The organism is Rhizobium sp. TAL182 (assembly GCF_002117725.1).
Classification (GTDB): Bacteria; Pseudomonadota; Alphaproteobacteria; order Rhizobiales; family Rhizobiaceae; genus Rhizobium; species Rhizobium esperanzae.
The window spans coordinates 1,575,587-1,593,013 of the sequence record NZ_CP021024.1 but is presented as its reverse complement, the minus strand read 5'-3'; the positions used below and the strand labels follow the sequence as shown (position 1 = coordinate 1,593,013).

Annotated in this window: 14 protein-coding genes; 11 read left to right on the top strand and 3 right to left on the bottom strand. The window is 61.1% G+C overall.

Annotated elements, in window-relative coordinates:
• Positions 1-56: 56 nt before the first annotated feature.
• A complete protein-coding gene (locus tag Tal182_RS08020; RefSeq protein WP_085859106.1) occupies positions 57-746 on the bottom strand; it encodes a glutathione S-transferase family protein in 690 nt (229 codons plus the stop codon).
• A 138-nt stretch (positions 747-884) separates the two neighbouring features.
• Between Tal182_RS08020 and Tal182_RS08015 the strand changes: the two genes are divergently transcribed.
• The 6 genes from Tal182_RS08015 (at position 885) to Tal182_RS07990 (ending at position 8,700) form a co-directional block, all read left to right on the top strand.
• Positions 885-1,394 (top strand): DinB family protein, encoded by a 510-nt coding sequence (locus Tal182_RS08015; protein WP_085859105.1) that lies wholly within the window; start codon positions 885-887, stop codon positions 1,392-1,394.
• Positions 1,395-1,540: 146 nt separating this feature from the next.
• Positions 1,541-2,590, top strand: a complete 1,050-nt coding sequence (locus tag Tal182_RS08010; RefSeq protein WP_085859104.1) for a GGDEF domain-containing protein — start codon at positions 1,541-1,543, stop codon at positions 2,588-2,590.
• Between the two features lie 127 nt (positions 2,591-2,717).
• Positions 2,718-4,601, top strand: a complete 1,884-nt coding sequence (locus Tal182_RS08005) for an ABC-F family ATP-binding cassette domain-containing protein (RefSeq protein ID WP_064810055.1) — start codon at positions 2,718-2,720, stop codon at positions 4,599-4,601.
• A 124-nt stretch (positions 4,602-4,725) separates the two neighbouring features.
• Positions 4,726-5,577 carry a polysaccharide deacetylase family protein gene (locus Tal182_RS08000; protein ID WP_085859103.1) on the top strand — a complete coding sequence of 284 codons (852 nt, stop codon included), beginning with the start codon at positions 4,726-4,728 and terminating at the stop codon, positions 5,575-5,577.
• A 67-nt stretch (positions 5,578-5,644) separates the two neighbouring features.
• Positions 5,645-7,684, top strand: coding sequence for a prolyl oligopeptidase family serine peptidase (locus Tal182_RS07995; protein WP_085859102.1), 2,040 nt, complete (start codon positions 5,645-5,647; stop codon positions 7,682-7,684).
• An 89-nt stretch (positions 7,685-7,773) separates the two neighbouring features.
• Complete coding sequence (locus Tal182_RS07990) at positions 7,774-8,700, top strand: Gfo/Idh/MocA family oxidoreductase (protein WP_085859101.1); 927 nt, start codon at positions 7,774-7,776, stop codon at positions 8,698-8,700.
• Between the two features lie 44 nt (positions 8,701-8,744).
• Here the strand turns inward: Tal182_RS07990 and Tal182_RS07985 are convergent, their stop codons facing one another.
• Positions 8,745-9,194 carry a DNA polymerase III subunit chi gene (locus Tal182_RS07985; protein WP_064810051.1) on the bottom strand — a complete coding sequence of 150 codons (450 nt, stop codon included), beginning with the start codon at positions 9,192-9,194 and terminating at the stop codon, positions 8,745-8,747.
• A complete protein-coding gene (locus Tal182_RS07980; protein ID WP_064801621.1) occupies positions 9,191-10,684 on the bottom strand; it encodes a leucyl aminopeptidase in 1,494 nt (497 codons plus the stop codon). The genes Tal182_RS07985 and Tal182_RS07980 overlap by 4 nt, the downstream gene beginning before the upstream one ends.
• A 142-nt stretch (positions 10,685-10,826) precedes the next feature.
• Here Tal182_RS07980 and lpxF point away from each other — a divergent pair, with 142 nt between their 5' ends.
• The 5 genes from lpxF to Tal182_RS07955 all read left to right on the top strand — a co-directional run bounded on the left by lpxF (position 10,827) and on the right by Tal182_RS07955 (position 17,425).
• On the top strand, positions 10,827-11,600 hold the full coding sequence (gene lpxF, locus Tal182_RS07975) for a lipid A 4'-phosphatase (RefSeq protein WP_064810049.1): 774 nt from the start codon (positions 10,827-10,829) through the stop codon (positions 11,598-11,600).
• A gap of 99 nt (positions 11,601-11,699) precedes the next feature.
• Positions 11,700-12,881, top strand: coding sequence for an LptF/LptG family permease (locus tag Tal182_RS07970; protein WP_011424787.1), 1,182 nt, complete (start codon positions 11,700-11,702; stop codon positions 12,879-12,881).
• Positions 12,878-13,966 carry an LPS export ABC transporter permease LptG gene (gene lptG, locus Tal182_RS07965; RefSeq protein ID WP_011424786.1) on the top strand — a complete coding sequence of 363 codons (1,089 nt, stop codon included), beginning with the start codon at positions 12,878-12,880 and terminating at the stop codon, positions 13,964-13,966. Before Tal182_RS07970 ends, lptG begins: the two co-directional genes overlap by 4 nt.
• Entirely contained in the window at positions 13,966-16,296 is a 2,331-nt protein-coding gene (locus Tal182_RS07960) for an LPS-assembly protein LptD (protein ID WP_085859100.1), read from the top strand. The genes lptG and Tal182_RS07960 overlap by 1 nt, the downstream gene beginning before the upstream one ends.
• Before the next feature lie 184 nt (positions 16,297-16,480).
• The gene (locus tag Tal182_RS07955; RefSeq protein WP_085859099.1) at positions 16,481-17,425 is read left to right on the top strand and encodes a peptidylprolyl isomerase; all 945 of its coding nucleotides are present in this window, start codon (positions 16,481-16,483) and stop codon (positions 17,423-17,425) included.
• The last annotated feature ends 2 nt before the right edge of the window (positions 17,426-17,427 follow it).

Below are 17,427 nucleotides of genomic sequence, written 5' to 3'. Positions count from 1 at the left end.
AAAGTGGGCGGTCTTTACCCGCCCCAACGCTCGAAAACAAGAGGTCGGCGGCAATTTCACGCCGCTGTCACAGTCCGGCCGCGGCTTTGGTGGAGATCGAGGCAGCGATCGAACCAGGCGATCACGGGATCGTCGGCGGCCAGCATGGCCAGCCCTGCGGACACGCGCAGCCATTGCAGCGCGCCGAAGACGATATAATCGGCAAAGAGCGGCGATTGCCCCCCGATGAAGGGCTGGAACTTCAGCATGTGACGGAGCGGCTCCAGCTTGGCGCCGAAGGCAGCCTTCTCCGCCTCGCTGTCGGCGGCAAAGACTTCCAGCGGCTTGCCGAGCCTGACCTCGCGGCTCTGACGAAAGTAAGCCTTGTCGCCTTCGTCCAGGATCGCGTGGATATCGGGGAGGGCGATCCGCATGATCGCCGGGTGGATGATCATCTGCGAATAGCCCTCCACCATGCGCGACAGCGCCTTGCCGCCCTCGCCATTGAACAGCGACGGCCGCTCCGGATAGGCCTCTTCGAGATAGAGGGCGATGGCAAAACTGTCCGAGATCAGCCGGCCATTATCGTCGAGCACGGGCAGGGTCGACGAGACGCCGCCGCCGATTTCACGGATGCGGGCATAGGTTGTCGGGATCTCCTCGAAATCGAGCCCCTTATGCGCGAGCGCCATCACCGCTTTCCAGCAATGGGGCGAAAAGAAGCGCCCTTCGTCGGCGCCGCAGAGGGAATAGAGGGCTCTGGTCATGATAATCCTTTCGAGGTCTGATCTGCCTGCATTCGACGACAGAAAGCGAGCGTGATCAAATCAGGAAATTTCATGGCGCCATCACTCGGACTTCTCGGGAAACCGGCTAGACTGCGCCAGCAACGTCAGGGGAAACATATGCTTAGACATTTCAGGATGTTCGCGGCCTATAACCGCTGGGCCAATGCCCAAGTCTATGCGGCTGCGGCCGAACTCAGCGAGGCGGAGTTCCGCAGCGACCTCGGCGCCTTCTTCGGCTCGCTGCATCGCACGCTCAATCACCTACTCGTCGCCGACCGCATATGGATGAAACGCTTCACCGGCATCGGCGAAGCGCCGGTGACCCTCGATGCCGTGCTTTTCGAAGAGCTGGACGCGCTTGCCGCCGCGCGCAAGGCGGAGGACGAGCGCATCATTGCCTGGACAAGTACGCTCGATGAGGCGAGCCTTGCCGGTGACTTCACCTACATGCCGGTGACGCAGCCTATCGAAATCAGCCAGCCGTTGTGGACAGCGCTCTCGCATCTCTTCAACCATCAGACTCATCATCGGGGCCAATGTCACATGACGCTGACGGCGCTAGGCAAACCGAGCCTCGGGCTGGACCTTATCTATTTTCTGCGCAGCGAAGGCCGCGAGTGGATGTGAGGCAGCGGCCTGCATCAAGACTGAATTAACCGCCTTCGCCGGTTCCCATCGCCGATCCGCCGCTTCCCTTCGCAAATTCAGCCTCTTTTAAAAGCTTGCGAGCATAGCAGAAGGCGAGAAACGAGATCGCGCCGCGAGGGATCGTCATGCAGAATGCAAGCACAAACGCATTGGTGGCGCGCGAGGCCGTGCGCCCGGGGCCAATGTCCGATATCCAGAAGATTGCCCAGCACATGGCGCGGCTCAACGTCGCCGCGCTGCCGCGCAACTATGAACTCTTTCATGAGGCGATCATCGGATACAATCCTGGTCTTGCGCAGGATATCGCCGCGCTCGGATCGCAGCCGCAACAGGCGATGCTCGACGAACTCGGACTGAAATACCGCCTCGTCGGCCATTGCGGGCTGGCGGGCGAGACGTCGCGCAACGAGGCCAGCCGGACGCTGCGCGCGCTGGCGGAAAGGCTTGCCGAAGGATTGCGGCACAGAGACGCCTTTGCCCGCGCCTGCGGCACGATCCTGAGATCTGTCGCCGGTCATGAGGACCAGAGCCTTGCCGCCTTCATCGGCGAGGTCGATTACCTCACAGCCTCGCTTGCAACGGTGATGTCGGCGGAGATGGAAATCGGCGCCAGACTGCAGGACGACATCGACAGGCTGGAAACGTTGGAGCGCGGCATTTCGGCGATGCAATCGGCCACCGTCGCCGACAAGATCACCGGCCTTGCAAACCGGATCGCGCTGAACCGGCAGATCGCCGAACTCTACGAACGTGAAGAGGGTGCCGCCGGCAGCGCGCTGATCATGGTCGATATCGACGATTTCACCGAGATCAACGACAGATACGGCACTCAGGCCGGCAACAAGCTCTTGAAGAAGCTTGCCGCCCTGTTTCGGAAATCAGTGAAGAAGAACGACTTCGTCGCCCGCACCGAGGCCGACGAATTCGCCTTGCTTTTTGCCAATGTTGGTATGCAGGATGCGATTGCGATCGCCGAGCGTCTGCGCGCCTCCGTCGAGGAAAATCTCGTCTTCGCCACCTCCGACAGGGCTGACAGCGGCAGGCTGACCATCTCGGTCGGCCTGGCGCTCAGCGCCGATGCGGCAACACCGGGGCAGCTCCAGGCCAACGCCCGGGTAGCGCTGCTTGCCGCGCAATCGAACCGCCGTCTGCCGGTGCAAGCTTTCGGCCGCTGAGGCGTATGACCGCTGTCGGCGCGGGCGAGCGAGCTCGCCGGACGAACGGGCTCGCCGCCGGACGAGCAAGCTCGCCGGGGGATAAGCGGTCTTGCCTTGGCGGGCAGTTTCGGCCAAAACGCCGGCCATGATCACGATTACCGATATTTCCGCCCGCATCGCCGGACGCCTGCTTCTCGACAATGCCAGCCTCTCGCTGCCTTCGGGCGCCAAGGCCGGTCTCGTCGGGCGCAATGGCGCCGGCAAATCCACGCTGTTTCGCGTCATCACCGGCGATCTCGGCTCGGAGACCGGGTCAGTGTCGATCCCAAAGGCGGCGCGTATCGGCCAGGTGGCCCAGGAAGCGCCGGGAACCGAGGATTCCCTGATCGAGATCGTGCTTGCCGCCGACAAGGAACGCGCGGCTCTGCTTGCCGAGGCGGAAACCGCAAGCGATCCGCACCGCATCGCGGAAATCCAGATGCGCCTCGTCGATATCGATGCGCATTCGGCCGAAGCGCGGGCTGCGAGCATCCTCGCCGGCCTCGGCTTCGACCAGGCGGCGCAAGCCCGTCCCGCCTCCTCCTTCTCAGGCGGCTGGCGCATGCGCGTTGCCCTTGCCGCCGTGCTGTTTGCCGAGCCGGACCTCCTTCTGCTTGACGAGCCGACCAACTATCTCGACCTCGAAGGCACGATGTGGCTGGAGGACTATATCCGCCGTTATCCGCATACGGTCATCATCATCAGCCACGACCGCGATCTCCTGAACAACGCGGTCAATTCCATCGTCCATCTCGACCAGAAGAAGCTCACCTTCTACCGCGGCAATTATGATCAGTTCGAGCGGCAGAAGGCGGAGGCCGAAGAGCTGCAGACGAAGGCCAGGGCCAAGAATGAGGCAGCGCGCAAACATCTGCAGAGCTTCATCGACCGCTTCAAGGCCAAGGCTTCCAAGGCCCGGCAGGCACAGTCGCGCGTCAAGGCGCTCGAGCGCATGGGAACGGTCGCTGCCGTCATCGAGGATCATGTGCAGCCGATCACCTTCCCCGAACCGGAGAAGCAGCCGGCCTCGCCGATCGTCGCAATCCAGGGCGGCGCCGTCGGCTACGAACCCGGCAAGCCCATCCTGAAGAACCTCAACCTGCGCATCGACAACGACGATCGCATCGCTCTGCTCGGGTCGAACGGCAACGGCAAGTCGACCTTCGCCAAATTCATCTCAGGGCGACTGTCGCCGGAGAGTGGCGAAGTAAAGCTTGCGCCGAGCCTGAAGATCGGTTTCTTCGCCCAGCATCAGCTCGACGATCTGATCCCCGAGCAGTCGGCCGTGGAGCATGTGCGGCGGCTGATGCCCGCCGAACCGGAGGCCAAGGTGCGCGCCCGCGTTGCGCAGATGGGACTGGCGACCGAGAAGATGGCAACGGCCGCCAAAGACCTTTCCGGCGGCGAGAAGGCACGCCTGCTGATGGGGCTTGCCGCCTTCCATGCGCCGAACCTGCTGATCCTCGACGAGCCGACCAACCATCTCGACATCGACAGCCGCCGTGCCCTCATCGAGGCGCTGAACGATTATGACGGTGCAGTCATCCTGATTTCGCACGACCGCCACCTGATCGAGGCGACCGTCGACCGGCTGTGGCTGGTCAACGGCGGCACTGTCACCACCTTCGAAGGCGATATGGACGAGTATCGCGACCTCATCGTCAGTTCCGGCAAGAAAAAGGAAGAGAGGCCGCAGACCAGCGACGATACGACCTCGAAGGCTGACCAGCGCAAGCTCAATGCGGAGAGACGCGCCTCGCTGACGCCGCTGAAGAAAAAGATCAACGAAATCGAATCCTTGACGGCCAAGCTGGAGAAACAGATTCAGGCTCTTGATGCGGAACTTGCGGATCCGGCCCTTTATGAGAAGACGCCCGCCAAAGCCGCCGAAAAGGCAAAACAGCGCGGCGAGGCTGCGGCAAAACTCACTGCTGCCGAGGAAGAATGGCTGATGCTGTCGTCCGAATACGAAGAGGCAATGGCAGGATAGCCACAGTCTTCGAGGAAACGCGGCGGACTGCCACGCGTTAACGAGAATTCCTGCCGATCTCAACCGATCGTTAACCATAATTCGAAAGGTTGTCTCAACATTACTGATTTGTTGAGCCCTTTCCATGCATCGATTTTTCGTTCTTTCCTGCATCGCCCTTGCGGCCGCCCTCTCCGCCTGCAGCACGACCAGACAAGCTCCCGACACCTCGATCAAAACCGCCTCGGTTGTTGCGCCCGAGGGGCGGACGCCTTCAGGCAAGCCCGCCAAGGATGATGATGCAACGCCGCTCTTCGTCGGCCCGCATCATCTTTCCGGTAGGACGCTGGAGATCTCCTCGCTCGCCGATCTCAAGCTCAACGACAAGGAAGTGATCCTGAGCTTCGACGATGGCCCGATCCCCGGCCGGACGGACAAGGTGCTGGCGATCCTCGACCAATTCGGTGTCAAGGGCGCCTTCATGATGGTCGGCGAGATGGCCGAGATGCATCCGGCGCTGGCGCGCAAGGTGGCAATGGAGGGCAATGCGATCGGCAGTCACACCTATGACCATGCCAATTTGACTGCGCTGAGCTTCGATGCGGCAATGGACGAGGTGGTGAAGGGCGAACTGGCGGTGACCAAGGCGACGGGAACAGACGTCTCGTTCTTCCGCTTCCCCTATCTCGCCGAGAGCCACAGGCTGCGCGCCGCCATCGCCATGCGCGACATGGTCGTCATGGATGTCGACATCGACAGCAAGGACTATTTCACAACCACACCGGTATCCGTAACGCAGCGGACGATGAATCTGCTGCACAAGCGCGGCCGCGGCATCGTTCTGATGCACGACATCCACAAGCGCACCGCGACGATGCTGCCGACCCTGCTTTCGAAACTCGAAGCCGAAGGTTACAAAGTCGTGACGCTGAAGTTCAAGAAGCCGGCGGCGCCAAGCAACCTCGTCGCCTCGGCCGATCTGGTGATGACCCGCTAAGGCGGCTTGCCAAGCGAGGACCGGCTGCCTAGATCTCAGCGACATCAATGCAAGCGGCAGCTCAGACATGAACCTTCATCTCGAAACGGACGAAGATCCACGCACCCGCCAGTTCATCGCCGAACATAATGCGCTCTCCGACGCGGCATTGAGAACGCCGCAATTTGGCGAAGATCGCGAGGCGATCAAGGCGCTGATCGAGCGTCAGGACAGGCTGATCGTGCCGATGCGCCGCGGCGGTTGGCTGTTCGATTTCCGGCAGAGCAAGGACAATCCGCTCGGGGTCTGGCTGCGCCTGGCAGCCAGCCAGCAGCCGTTGCCGGAGGCCGATTGGGAGCCGGTCTTCGATCTCGACGCCTTCTGCCTCGCCGAAGGCAAGCGCTGGAGCTGGCGCGGCGCCGTCACCTGCCCGTGGGAGCCGACGCGCGTCCTACTGATGCTTTCGGACGGCGGCTCAGATCTCATCCGCCTGCTCGAATTCGACGCGGAGCGCAAACAGATCGTGAAGGGCGGGTTCGACACGCCCGCCGTGCGGTCGCATGCCACTTGGCTGAGCCGCGACGAAATTTGTTATTTCGGCTCGATCGACCGATTTTCGGCGACCCGCTCGGGATGGCCGCGCGTCGGGCGGCGGTTGACGCGCGGAAAGCGGCCGGAAGATGCCGCCATCATGTTCGAAGCCGCCGATGAGGATGTCTATGGCTTCAATCTCGTCATCGACCCTGCCCTATCGGGCGCTTCGGCGGATGCCGGACTGATCGACATTTTCGTCACCACCCACGAAATCGGCGTGGCCAGCGCTTTCCTCATCGCCGAAGATGGCGCGCAACGGCACATCGATCTGCCCAAGGAAGCCGATTTTCAGTTCAATCATAATCATTGCCTCTGGCGGGCAAAGACCGATGAGCGCGTTGCGACCGGCAGCCTCGTACTGCAATCTTTCGATCCCGCCTCGCAGGCGCTGCTCGGGCCGGAACGGATCCTGTTTCAGCCTGGTGAGGGCCAGTCGATTTCGCAGATGATGCTGATGCGCGAATGGTGCGTGTTCATCGTTTCCGACCGGCTGCGGCCGCGTCTTCTGGTGCTCGACCTGACAAAGCCCGATGCCGAACAGCGGGAAATCGCGCTGCCGGCGGAGATGCAGACGGCTTATGTCAGGCCGCTCCATGCGGATCTGCATCTTGGCGACGACACGCTTCACATCGTCGGCCAGGGTTTCCTGCAGCCGCCGACCTGCTACCGCCTCGAACTCTCCGATCGCAGCAGAGAGCCGGAGCCGATTTTCGTAGCGGCGGCGCCGAGCTACTTCGATGCGACCGATATGTCATCGGAACTGCTGGAGGCCGTGTCCGAGGACGGAACCAGGGTCGCCTACCGGCTGGTGCTGCCGCGACAGTGGACCAAAGGCGCACTGCCGGTGCTGATCTACGGTTATGGTGGCTTCGATGTCTCGCTGTCGCCAAGCTATTCCGGCGTAACCGGCCGTTGGCTGGAGCAAGGCGGCGCCTATGTGCAGGCCTATATCCGCGGCGGCGGTGAATTCGGCCCTGACTGGTATCGAAGCGCCAAGCGGCAGGGGCGAGACCGGGCATTTGCCGATTTCGTCGCCATCGCCCGCGATCTCGTCGCTCGCGGCTACACTGTGCCATCGCGGATCGCCTGCCAGGGCGGCAGCAATGGCGGCCTGCTGACGGGCGTGATGCTGACGCGCTACCCGCACGATTTCGGCGCGGTCTGGTGCCAGGTGCCGGTGCTCGACATGACGCGCTTCCACCTGTTCAGCGCCGGCCGGGCGTGGATGGACGAATATGGCGATCCGGAGACGCCGGCGGACCGGGAATTCATGCTCGGCTATTCACCGCTTCACAATATCAGGCCGGCCAGCGAGGTCACTTATCCGCCAATCTATATTGAAAGCTCCAGCAATGACGATCGCGTGCATCCCTCGCACGCACGCCGTTTTGCTGCGAGGCTGGAGGAAGAAGGACATCAGTTGCTCTTCCACGAATTCGGCTTGGGCGGGCATGGCGGCGACGGCAGTTCCGAGGAGCGCGCCGCCCGCGCGGCGATGGGTTACAGCTTCCTTCGCGAGACCATCATGCGATAGGATAGAGGAGCAGAGCTTGTCGGCGCTCTTCTTTCTGCTACAACAGGCTCAATAAATCATACTTTTCATACAGGCACGAGCGAAACACCATGTCTCCTATCAATCTCGCCATCGTCGGCGTCGGCAAGATCGTCCGCGACCAGCACCTTCCTTCCATCGCCAAGAACCCGGATTTCAAGCTCGTCGCCACGGCAAGCCGTCACGGCACGGTCGAAGGCATCAACAGCTACACAACGATCGACGCGATGCTCGACGCCGAGCCCACGATCGATGCCGTTTCGCTCTGCATGCCGCCGCAATATCGCTATGAAGCAGCCTATAAGGCGCTCGTTGCCGGCAAGCATGTCTTCCTGGAAAAACCGCCGGGTGCAACGCTGAGCGAAGTGGCCGACCTCGAGACGCTGGCGAACAAGCAGGGGGCGTCGCTCTTTGCCAGCTGGCATTCGCGTTATGCCCCGGCCGTCGAAGCCGCCAAAGCCTTTCTTGCCTCGACGAGGATCAAAAGCGTGCATGTGATCTGGAAAGAGGATGTCCGCCACTGGCATCCGAACCAGGACTGGATCTGGCAGGCCGGCGGCCTCGGCGTTTTCGATCCCGGCATCAATGCGCTGTCGATTGTCACCCATATCCTGCCGCGGCAGGTCTTCATCACCGGGGCTGTGCTGGAATTCCCGGAAAATCGTGATGCGCCGATCGCCGCCGACATTCACTTCCGCGATGCAGACGGCCTGCCCGTTCATGCCGAATTCGACTGGCGCCAGACCGGCAAGCAGAGCTGGGACATCGTCGCGGAAACGGCAGCCGGCCAAATGGTCCTCTCCGAGGGCGGCGCCAAGCTTTCCATCGATGGTAGGCTGACATTCGCCGAACCGGAACAGGAATATCCTTCGCTCTATCGCCGCTTCGCCGAGATCATCAAGGCAGGTAAATCGGATGTCGATCTCGCCCCGCTGCGCCACGTCGCCGACGCCTTCATGCTCGGCAAGCGGAAATTCGTCGAGGCCTTCCACGACTGAGTCATTTGGGTCCTTGCCGGTCGGCTCCGACGGCAAGGACTCGCTCAAGCCTTCTTTTCCCACCGCCCTTCCGGCGTCTGCTGCCAATAGGTGAGGTTATGCCCCTCACCTTTCAGCTTCTTCCATTGGGCGCGGGCAGCTTCCAACTGCTCCTGATCGTGGCCATCGAACATGAAGACGACGCGCTCATAGGCATCGGCCGGCGGCGGCTCGGCGCCGTCGACGATGAAACGAACCGTCGCCGCATTGGCATTGTCCGACGTGACCGTCAAAAGCACCGGCTGGTTTTGAGCGAAATCAGCCGTGTCGATCCCATGTGGCAGGAAACTCTCCTCGCGAAACGTCCAGAGATGCGCATCGAGTGCATCGCGCCGCGCGGCCTCGCTCGTCTGGACGACGACGCGCCAGCCGCGCTCAATGCTTTTGTCGAGGAGCGGCGGAAGCGCGTCTTCCAGCCTGGTTTCGGTCAGATGATAGAAGAGAATGTCGGTCATCGGGATTCACAGTGGGCGCGAACGAGCTCGTCGAGCAGGCGCACCCCGAAACCGGAACCCCAGGACTGGTTGATCTCATCCTGCGGCGAACCCATCGCCGTGCCGGCAATGTCGAGGTGCGCCCAGGGCGTGTCCTGCACGAAGCGTTTGAGGAAATGCGCCGCGGTGATCGAGCCGGCCTGACGGCCGCCGGTGTTCTTCATGTCGGCGAATTTGCTGTCGATCAGCTTGTCATAATCCTTGCCGAGCGGCATGCGCCAGAGTTTCTCGTTTGTCGAAAGGCCGGCCGCCGTCAGCTGGGCGGAAAGCTCGTCGTCATTGGAGAACAGACCGGCGTGCACATTGCCAAGCGCCACGACGATTGCACCAGTCAAGGTGGCCAGATTGATCATGAACTGCGGCTTGAAGCGATCATTGCAATACCAGAGCGCATCACAGAGCACGAGGCGGCCTTCGGCATCGGTGTTGATCACCTCGATCGTCTGGCCGGACATGGAGGTGACGATGTCGCCCGGACGCTGAGCATTGCCATCCGGCATGTTCTCGACCAGGCCGATGATGCCGACAGCGTTGACGGCCGCCTTGCGGGCGGCGAGCACGTGCATCAGGCCGGTCACGGCGGCGGCGCCGCCCATATCCCCCTTCATGTCCTCCATGCCGGCGGCCGGCTTGATCGAAATGCCGCCGGTGTCGAAGACGACGCCCTTGCCGACGAAGGCGACGGGACGGTCCTTGCTCTTGCCGCCCTTCCACTGCATGACCGCCAGACGCGGCGGGCGCACGGAGCCCTGCGCGACGCCGAGCAGCGCGCCCATGCCGAGACGGCGCATCTCCTTCTCGGTCAGAATTTCCACCTCGACGCCGAGATTTTCCAGTTCCTTTGCCCTGGCGGCGAACTCGACGGGTCCCAGCGCGTTCGGCGGTTCATTGACGAGGTCACGGGCGAGATTGACGCCGCCGGCGATCGCTTCGGAATCGGAAAACGCCTTTTTGGCACCGGTCGCATCCGCGGTGACGATCGTCACCTTGACGGATTTTGCCGGCTTCTCCTCGTCATCATTTTTCTTTGTCTTGTAGGCATCGAAGCTGTAGGCGCGCAGCAGCATGCCGAGCGCGAAATCAGCGGCGGCGCGTGCGTTCGTCTCAAGGCCGGGCACGTCGATGAAGATGGCGGCCTTGTCAGTATTCTTGACTTTCGACGCCGCAGCGCCGCCGGCCTTCAGCCAGTCATGGGCGGCGAGTTCGCCGACCTTGCCAAGCCCGATGACGACGATGCGATCGACGGGGGCGCCTTCCGGGGCGACAATATCGAGCGCGGCCATTGATTTAGCGGAGAATCGAGCGATCTTGGCAGCCTTGGCGATCACGCCTGCCGGATCAGCCGTTTCGGTGCCTGCGGCGCTGTCGGCCTCGGCAGTCTTCAACAGGATCGCCAGCCCGCCATTGAGCTTTACCGACTTCGAGAATGAAATTTCGAACTTTGCTGACATGTTTTCTCCGCTGGGATTCTTGAAATCCGTCCCTGGCGGATAATTTCGCGTTTGGCGGGTCTGTCAATGGCTCGCGACACTTGTTATGGTCGCCCGCGTCCGTCCAGGCTCTCGTGTTTCGTCACTTTCGTAGATATTCGCGTTGACAGTTTTTTCGAAAAATCGATGGCAGGGCCCTGTGATCCGCCTGCCGAAAACGACTTTCGGTGCATTCCTGTTTCTGTTCTGGGCGTGGTGGGCGCTGCTTGCCATCTTTCGCGCCTTCCCCGGAATAGACATCTATTTTTCCCAGCTTTTTTTCCTGGGCACTGATTGTGACGCGACCTCCGCTGCCGGGAGCATCTGCGGCGGTTTTCCCTATCGCGATTCGGGCAATTTCGACCTGCTGCGCACCATCTTCTTCCGCCTCCCCTATGTCGTGGCGATCGTGATGGCTTGGAAACTGATCGAATGCTACCAGCAGCACGGCGCGACCTTCAACGCCGAGCGGGCGCGCAAGCTCAAAGTCGCACTCGGAACGATGCTGATCGGGCCGGTGCTGCTCGTCAATGTTATCCTGAAGGAACATTGGGGTCGGCCGCGGCCGGTGCAGACGGATATTTTCGGCGGGAGCCTGCATTTCGTCGAGGCCGGCTCGCTTGCCGGCAAATGCGTGTCGAATTGCTCCTTCGTCTCCGGCGAGGCGGCGAGCGCCGGCTGGCTGTTCTGCCTGCTGCTCTTTGTCCCGAAATCGCTACGCTATGCGCTGGTGCCGCCCGTTGCCGCGATCTCGATCCTGACGCCGGCAATGCGGCTGTCCTTCGGCGCGCATTATCTCTCCGACGTCACGCTCGGATGGCTCTCGTCGCTTGTGGTCTTCGCAGCGCTGCTGGCGTTAACTGAGTCGCAACAGCACCAAAAAAATTCTGAAATTTGAATGAATTTTTGACACCTGCTTGTCGCAAAAGCGCGACAAAGAGCGTAGAGGGATTCTCCTGCAAGCCGTTTGGGCGTGCAGGTGCTTTCAAGGGCCGGCATGAAACTACTCGAGACATACATATTGCGGCGCGTCGGCCAGATGTTTCTCGTGGCGCTCCTGCCCGTGCTGGCGATCATCTGGACGACACAGGTTTTGCAGCGCATCAACCTCGTCACCGACAGCGGCCAGTCGATCGGCTCGTTCGCCAAGCTCGCGACGATGATCCTGCCGTCGATCATTCCCGTGGTGCTGCCCTTCGCCCTCGTCATCGCCATCACCCAGACGCTGACGACGATGAACAACGATTCCGAGCTGACGGTCATCGACGCGGCCGGGGCACGGCGCACCATTCTGGTCCGGCCGATCCTGCTGCTCGCCGCCGTCATCAGCGTCTTTTCCTTTTTCGTCGACAACATCGTCGAGCCGCGCGCAAAGACCGTGGCGCGTCAGATGATCGCCGAAACCTATGCCGATCTCCTCTCCTCGGTCATCGAGGAAAAGACCTTCCGCAAGCTCGACGAGGGTCTCTATGTGCAGATCTCGCAGCGCCTGGCGGGGCGCATGCTGAAGGGCCTGTTCGTCGCCGACGAGCGGGACCCGGCCTACGAGCTGATCTATTACGCCAAGGAAGGCGCCGTCGACGATACCGGCACGACGCTGATCATGCACGACGGCGAGGTGCATCGCAAAACGCCCGACGGCAACGTCTCGGTCATCAATTTCGATTCCTATTCCTTCGACCTCTCCGACATGACGGAGAGCCGCGGTCAGGCGACGCTGAAAGCCAGCGACCGTGACCTGTGGTTCCTGTTCAATCCGGATCCGAACGACAAGGATTATACGATCCGTCCGCAGAGCTACCGTGCCGAACTGCATCGACGGCTGACGGACTGGATCCTTCCTGTCGTCTTTGCCCTGTTTTCGCTGGCGATCGCCGGCGACGCCCGCTCGCACCGCGAAGCGCGGCTGCATCCGATGGTGAGCGCGCTCGGCTATGCTTTCGCACTACGGTGGGCTGCCTTCTACGCGGCAAACCAAATCGACACCGATCCGGAATATATCGCGGTTCTCTACGCTCTCCCGATCGTCAGCAGCATCGTCTCGATCATCTTCCTCGGCTTGCACAAGCGACTGGTCATGCCTTCGTTCGTCTGGGACCGGATATCGGTTTCCTGGAGACGCATGCAGGAAAGACTGCTTACCGCGACCAGCAGGTCCGGCGGGGGCGCGGCCCAATGATGTTCGGGACATTGTCGCGTTATTTCTTTCGCCGCTACCTGGCGACGACGGGCTGGTTTCTGATCGGCGCGTCGGCGATCGCCTTTCTTCTTGATTTCAGCGAGACGGCGGGACGTATGTCCGGCCTGCCCGGCTACACGATCGGCGGCGGCATCGTGATGACCGCCGTGCGCCTGCCGCTCATCCTGCAGCAGACAATCCCCTTCGTTGCCCTCTTCGTCGGCATGACGGTGCTGATCGGGCTCAATCGCAAATATGAGCTCGTCGTCACCCGCGCAGCCGGCATTTCGGTCTGGCAGTTCATGTTTCCCTTCATCGCCGGCTCATTGGTGCTCGGCGTACTGACGACGACGGCGCTTAACCCGCTTGCCGCCTGGGGACAGCGCCAGGCGCTGCTGGTCGAGTCCGACTGGCGCGGCGAAAACGCGGTTCTGCGCAAGGCGCCACAGATTCCATGGCTGCGCCAGATCAGCGGCCGCGACGATGTCATCATCGGCGCCCAGACGGTCCAGGAGAACGGCACCAAGCTGATCGACGCCGTGTTGATCCATTTCGATTCAAGCGGTCGAGTCATTCTGAGACAGGATGCCGCCACGGCTAAGTTGGAAGATGGTTACTGGCAGCTTAACGGTGTCGTCGAGCGCAAGCCTGGCGAAATCCCGTTGCGCAAAGCTTCGGTCCAACTTCGCACCAATCTGAAACAGGATTTCGTTCAGGAGCGGCTGACAGCGCCGGAAACAATTGGTTTCTTTGACCTTTCCAATCGCATTGCGGCGGCCAAGTCCTTCGGCATCTCGACCAAGGCCTTGGAGACGCAATTCAACTCTCTGTTGTCTCAGCCATTGCTGCTGGTGGCCATGACTCTCATTGCTGCAACAGTGTCCCTAAAATTTAGCCGGTTCAACCAATCCCGCTCCGTGATTCTGGGTGGAATCCTGTCAGGCTTCATGCTTTATGTCATCACCGTGCTTGTAAAAGCATTCGGAAGCAGTGGAGTCGTGCCTCCCTTCGTGGCGACCTGGATACCGGTTGTTGTCGCGCTGGCCTTGGGCGCGACTATTTTGCTTCATCAGGAGGACGGCTAGTGGCGGTAGGCGACCGCAAGTATTTTAGTAAACAATCGGTTGCCCTGCTTGTCGGTGCGGCTCTATGTTCCTATTTCGGCAGCGTCCCGGCCTCCCACGGCCAGGCCAGCACGCCTGAGCAAAATATTCAGAACAAGATTCCCGAAGGCGCCAAATTGCTGCTTTCGGCCAATGAACTCGTCTACAATCGTGACGCCGACCTCGTCTCGGCGGTCGGCGGCGTGCAGATCAACTATGGCGGCTACAAAATGGTCGCGCAGAAGGTCGAGTACAATCAGAAGACCGGCCGGATGATGGCGATGGGCAATGTCGAGCTCGTCAGCCCGGACGGCAACCGCATCTATGCCGACAACCTTGACGTGACCGACAATTTTGCCGACGGGTTCCTGAACTCGCTGCGCGTCGAAACCTCCGACAATACGCGTATCGTCGCCGAAAGCGGCGAGCGGATCGGCGGCACGAAGATGATTCTCAACAAGGGCGTCTATACCGCCTGCCTTCCCTGCGCCGAAGATCCGAAGCGCGCACCGTTCTGGCAGGTCAAGGCCAAGCGCGTGATCCAGAACGGCGAGACCCATACGATCCGTCTGGAACGGGCGCGTTTCGAGCTGCTCGGCTACCCGATTGCCTTTGTGCCGTTCATCGAGGTTCCCGACAATACGGTGAAGCGCAAATCCGGCTTCCTGTTCCCGACGATGAGCCTGTCGCAGAACCTCGGCTTCGGTCTTTCCATTCCTTATTATTATGTGATCTCGCCGAGCATGGATGCGACGGTCACGGCGACCGGCTACACGGCCCAGGGCTTCCTCGTCGAAGGCGAATTTCGTCAGCGCTTCGAGAACGGCACGCATATCCTGCGCGTCGCCGGCATCGACCAGGCAAAGCCGGGCAATTTCAGCTCCGGCACCAGCGATGCCGAAGCCGAGCAGCGCGGCATGGTGGCGTCAAAGGCGGAGTTCCGCATCAATCCGCGCTGGACGTTCGGCTGGGATGTCATGGTGCAGAGCGACAACAATTTCTCGAAAACCTACAAGCTCCGCGGCCTGAGCGGCACCGATCGCACGAACCAGATCTACCTGACGGGACTTGGGAAACGGAATTATTTCGACATGCGGGCGTTTTATTTCGACGTCCAGGATGCCGATCGGACGAACACGGCCGAAAAACAGCAGGCCATCGTCTACCCCGCGCTTGATTACCACTATGTCGCGCCTCAGCCGCTTGCAGGCGGCGAACTTTCTGCGGACGTCAACCTGACGAATATTTCGCGCACACACGACGACTTCTATACCGTCGACGGATTCGACCGCTTCCGCGGCCTGAAAGGTCAGACGTCGCGCCTGACGGCCGAACTTCAATGGAAACGCACCTATGTCACGCCGACCGGTCTGGTGATCACGCCGCTTCTGGCCGCGCGCGGCGACGCTTTCGCGCTTAATATGAATGACCCCACAGGTTACGCCGGCAATTATCTTGACGACGAATCCGCCACCCGCTCGATGCTCACCGCCGGGCTGGAGATTCGGTATCCGATCCTGATGACGACTGATAACAGCACCCATATCCTGGAGCCGATGGTCCAGATCTATGCGCGCCCCGACGAGCAGCTCGCCGGACGGCTGCCGAACGAGGATGCACAAAGTTTCGTCTTCGATGCCACCTCGCTCTTCGACCGCGATAAATTCTCAGGTTATGACCGCGTCGAGGGCGGCACCCGCGCCAATGTCGGCTTCCAGTATACCGGGACTTTTGACAGCGGTTACAAGCTGCACGGCATTTTCGGCCAGTCTTATCAGATCGCCGGCCAGAACTCGTTCGCGACCGATGACCTCGTCAATGTCGGCGCGGATTCGGGCCTCGAAACCGACCGCTCAGATTATGTCGGCCTCGGCGGCATCGAAACACCCTACGGTGTTTCCGTTGCGGCCTCCTACCGGCTCGACGAGAAGGATTTCGAGTTTCGCCGTGGCGACCTGACAACAGGCTACCAGAACGACACCTTCCAGACGCAGGTGACCTACACGCATCTCAGCGCCCAGCCGGCCTATGGCTTCGCCGAGGACAATGACGAGATCCAGACCAGCAGCAAGGTCAAGTTCAAGGACTATTGGTCGATCTTCGGCGGCATCGCCTGGGATCTGAACAACGATGTGATCAGCCGCCGGACCCTCGGCCTTTCCTATGAGGACGAATGCACGATCTTCACGATCGCCTATACGGATAGCAGGGATTCCGACGACGAATCGGCAAGCGACTGGACGATCGGCGCGCGGCTGACGTTCCGCACGCTCGGCGACATTAAGATCGGCTCCGACACTCTCTCCAACTAGCGGGCGACGGCGTAAACATGGCCTCAAGTCATTCTTTCGCCGTAAGCCTGTGCAGGACATTGCCGCCAGTCGATATCCGAGGCATTAGGAGTTTCGCGCCGCGATGGAAGCGATTTCCGCGTGTCTCGCACTGTGGTAAGGACGCCGCGATCAACGTCTCGCGGCGCTATTGGGAGGTCAACAGATGATTGACGCGAAAAAAGCCATAACCGCCTTTCTCGCCGGCGCAGCGATTGCCTTGCTGACAGGCCTTGCCGGCCCGGCGCTTGCAGTAAGCGGAGTCCAGGCCGTGGTGAACGGCACAGCCATCACCAGCGGCGATGTCGCCAAGCGTCAGGCCTTCCTGCGCCTGCAGCATACCAAGGCCGACGCCAAGACCGCCACGGAGCAGTTGATCGACGAGACGCTCAAGCGCCAGGAGGTCGCCCGCGTCCATATGTCGGTTTCGCAGCAGGACGTCGACGCGTCTTTCGCACGCTTTTCAGCCGGCAACAAACTTTCCGTCGAACAGATGTCGCAGATCCTCGATCGCGCCGGCGTCGGCGTCGACCATTTCAAAGGCTTCATCGCCGTGCAGATGAGCTGGCCGCGCGTCGTCAATGCGCGCTACGGCTCGACGTCGCGGCTGTCGAACTATGATCTCGTCTCGCGCATGATGCAGAACAACAAGCAGAAGCCGGTGACGACGGAATATATGCTGCAGCAGATCATCTTCGTCATTCCCGAGGCCAAGCGCGGCGCCATCACCGGCAAGCGCAAGGGCGAGGCCGAGGCATCGCGGTCGAAATTCCCCGGCTGTGATCAGGCAAAGACCTTTGCCGCGACGATGCGCGATGTTTCCGTGCGTGATCTCGGCCGCATGCTCGCTCCCGAGATCCCGCCGGATTGGAAGCCTCTGGTCGAGCAGGCCAAGGGCAACACCACAGGCACCCGCGTTACCGAGAAGGGCGTCGAATATCTGGCGATCTGCAGCCAGCGCCAGGTCTCCGACGACCAGGCCGCCGAAATGGTCTTCCGCCAGGAGGATCTCGACAAGTCCAAGGCGGGCAAGAGTGGCCCACCGGAAAACGAAAACAGCAAGAAATACCTGGACGAACTGCGCAAGAAGGCGCAGATCGCCTATCGCTGACC

Bases quoted from the DNA above. Each gene is read 5' to 3' on its own strand.
- Tal182_RS07990 (WP_085859101.1), top strand. From the start codon at position 7,774: ATGTCTCCTATCAATCTCGCCATCGTCGGCGTCGGCAAGATCGTCCGC.
- lptG (WP_011424786.1), top strand. From the start codon at position 12,878: ATGATGTTCGGGACATTGTCGCGTTATTTCTTTCGCCGCTACCTGGCG.
- Tal182_RS08020 (WP_085859106.1), bottom strand. From the start codon at position 746: ATGACCAGAGCCCTCTATTCCCTCTGCGGCGCCGACGAAGGGCGCTTC.
- Tal182_RS08000 (WP_085859103.1), top strand. From the start codon at position 4,726: ATGCATCGATTTTTCGTTCTTTCCTGCATCGCCCTTGCGGCCGCCCTC.
- Tal182_RS07985 (WP_064810051.1), bottom strand. From the start codon at position 9,194: ATGACCGACATTCTCTTCTATCATCTGACCGAAACCAGGCTGGAAGAC.
- Tal182_RS08005 (WP_064810055.1), top strand. From the start codon at position 2,718: ATGATCACGATTACCGATATTTCCGCCCGCATCGCCGGACGCCTGCTT.
- Tal182_RS07970 (WP_011424787.1), top strand. From the start codon at position 11,700: ATGAAACTACTCGAGACATACATATTGCGGCGCGTCGGCCAGATGTTT.
- Tal182_RS08015 (WP_085859105.1), top strand. From the start codon at position 885: ATGCTTAGACATTTCAGGATGTTCGCGGCCTATAACCGCTGGGCCAAT.
- Tal182_RS07980 (WP_064801621.1), bottom strand. From the start codon at position 10,684: ATGTCAGCAAAGTTCGAAATTTCATTCTCGAAGTCGGTAAAGCTCAAT.
- Tal182_RS07995 (WP_085859102.1), top strand. From the start codon at position 5,645: ATGAACCTTCATCTCGAAACGGACGAAGATCCACGCACCCGCCAGTTC.
- Tal182_RS08010 (WP_085859104.1), top strand. From the start codon at position 1,541: ATGCAGAATGCAAGCACAAACGCATTGGTGGCGCGCGAGGCCGTGCGC.
- Tal182_RS07955 (WP_085859099.1), top strand. From the start codon at position 16,481: ATGATTGACGCGAAAAAAGCCATAACCGCCTTTCTCGCCGGCGCAGCG.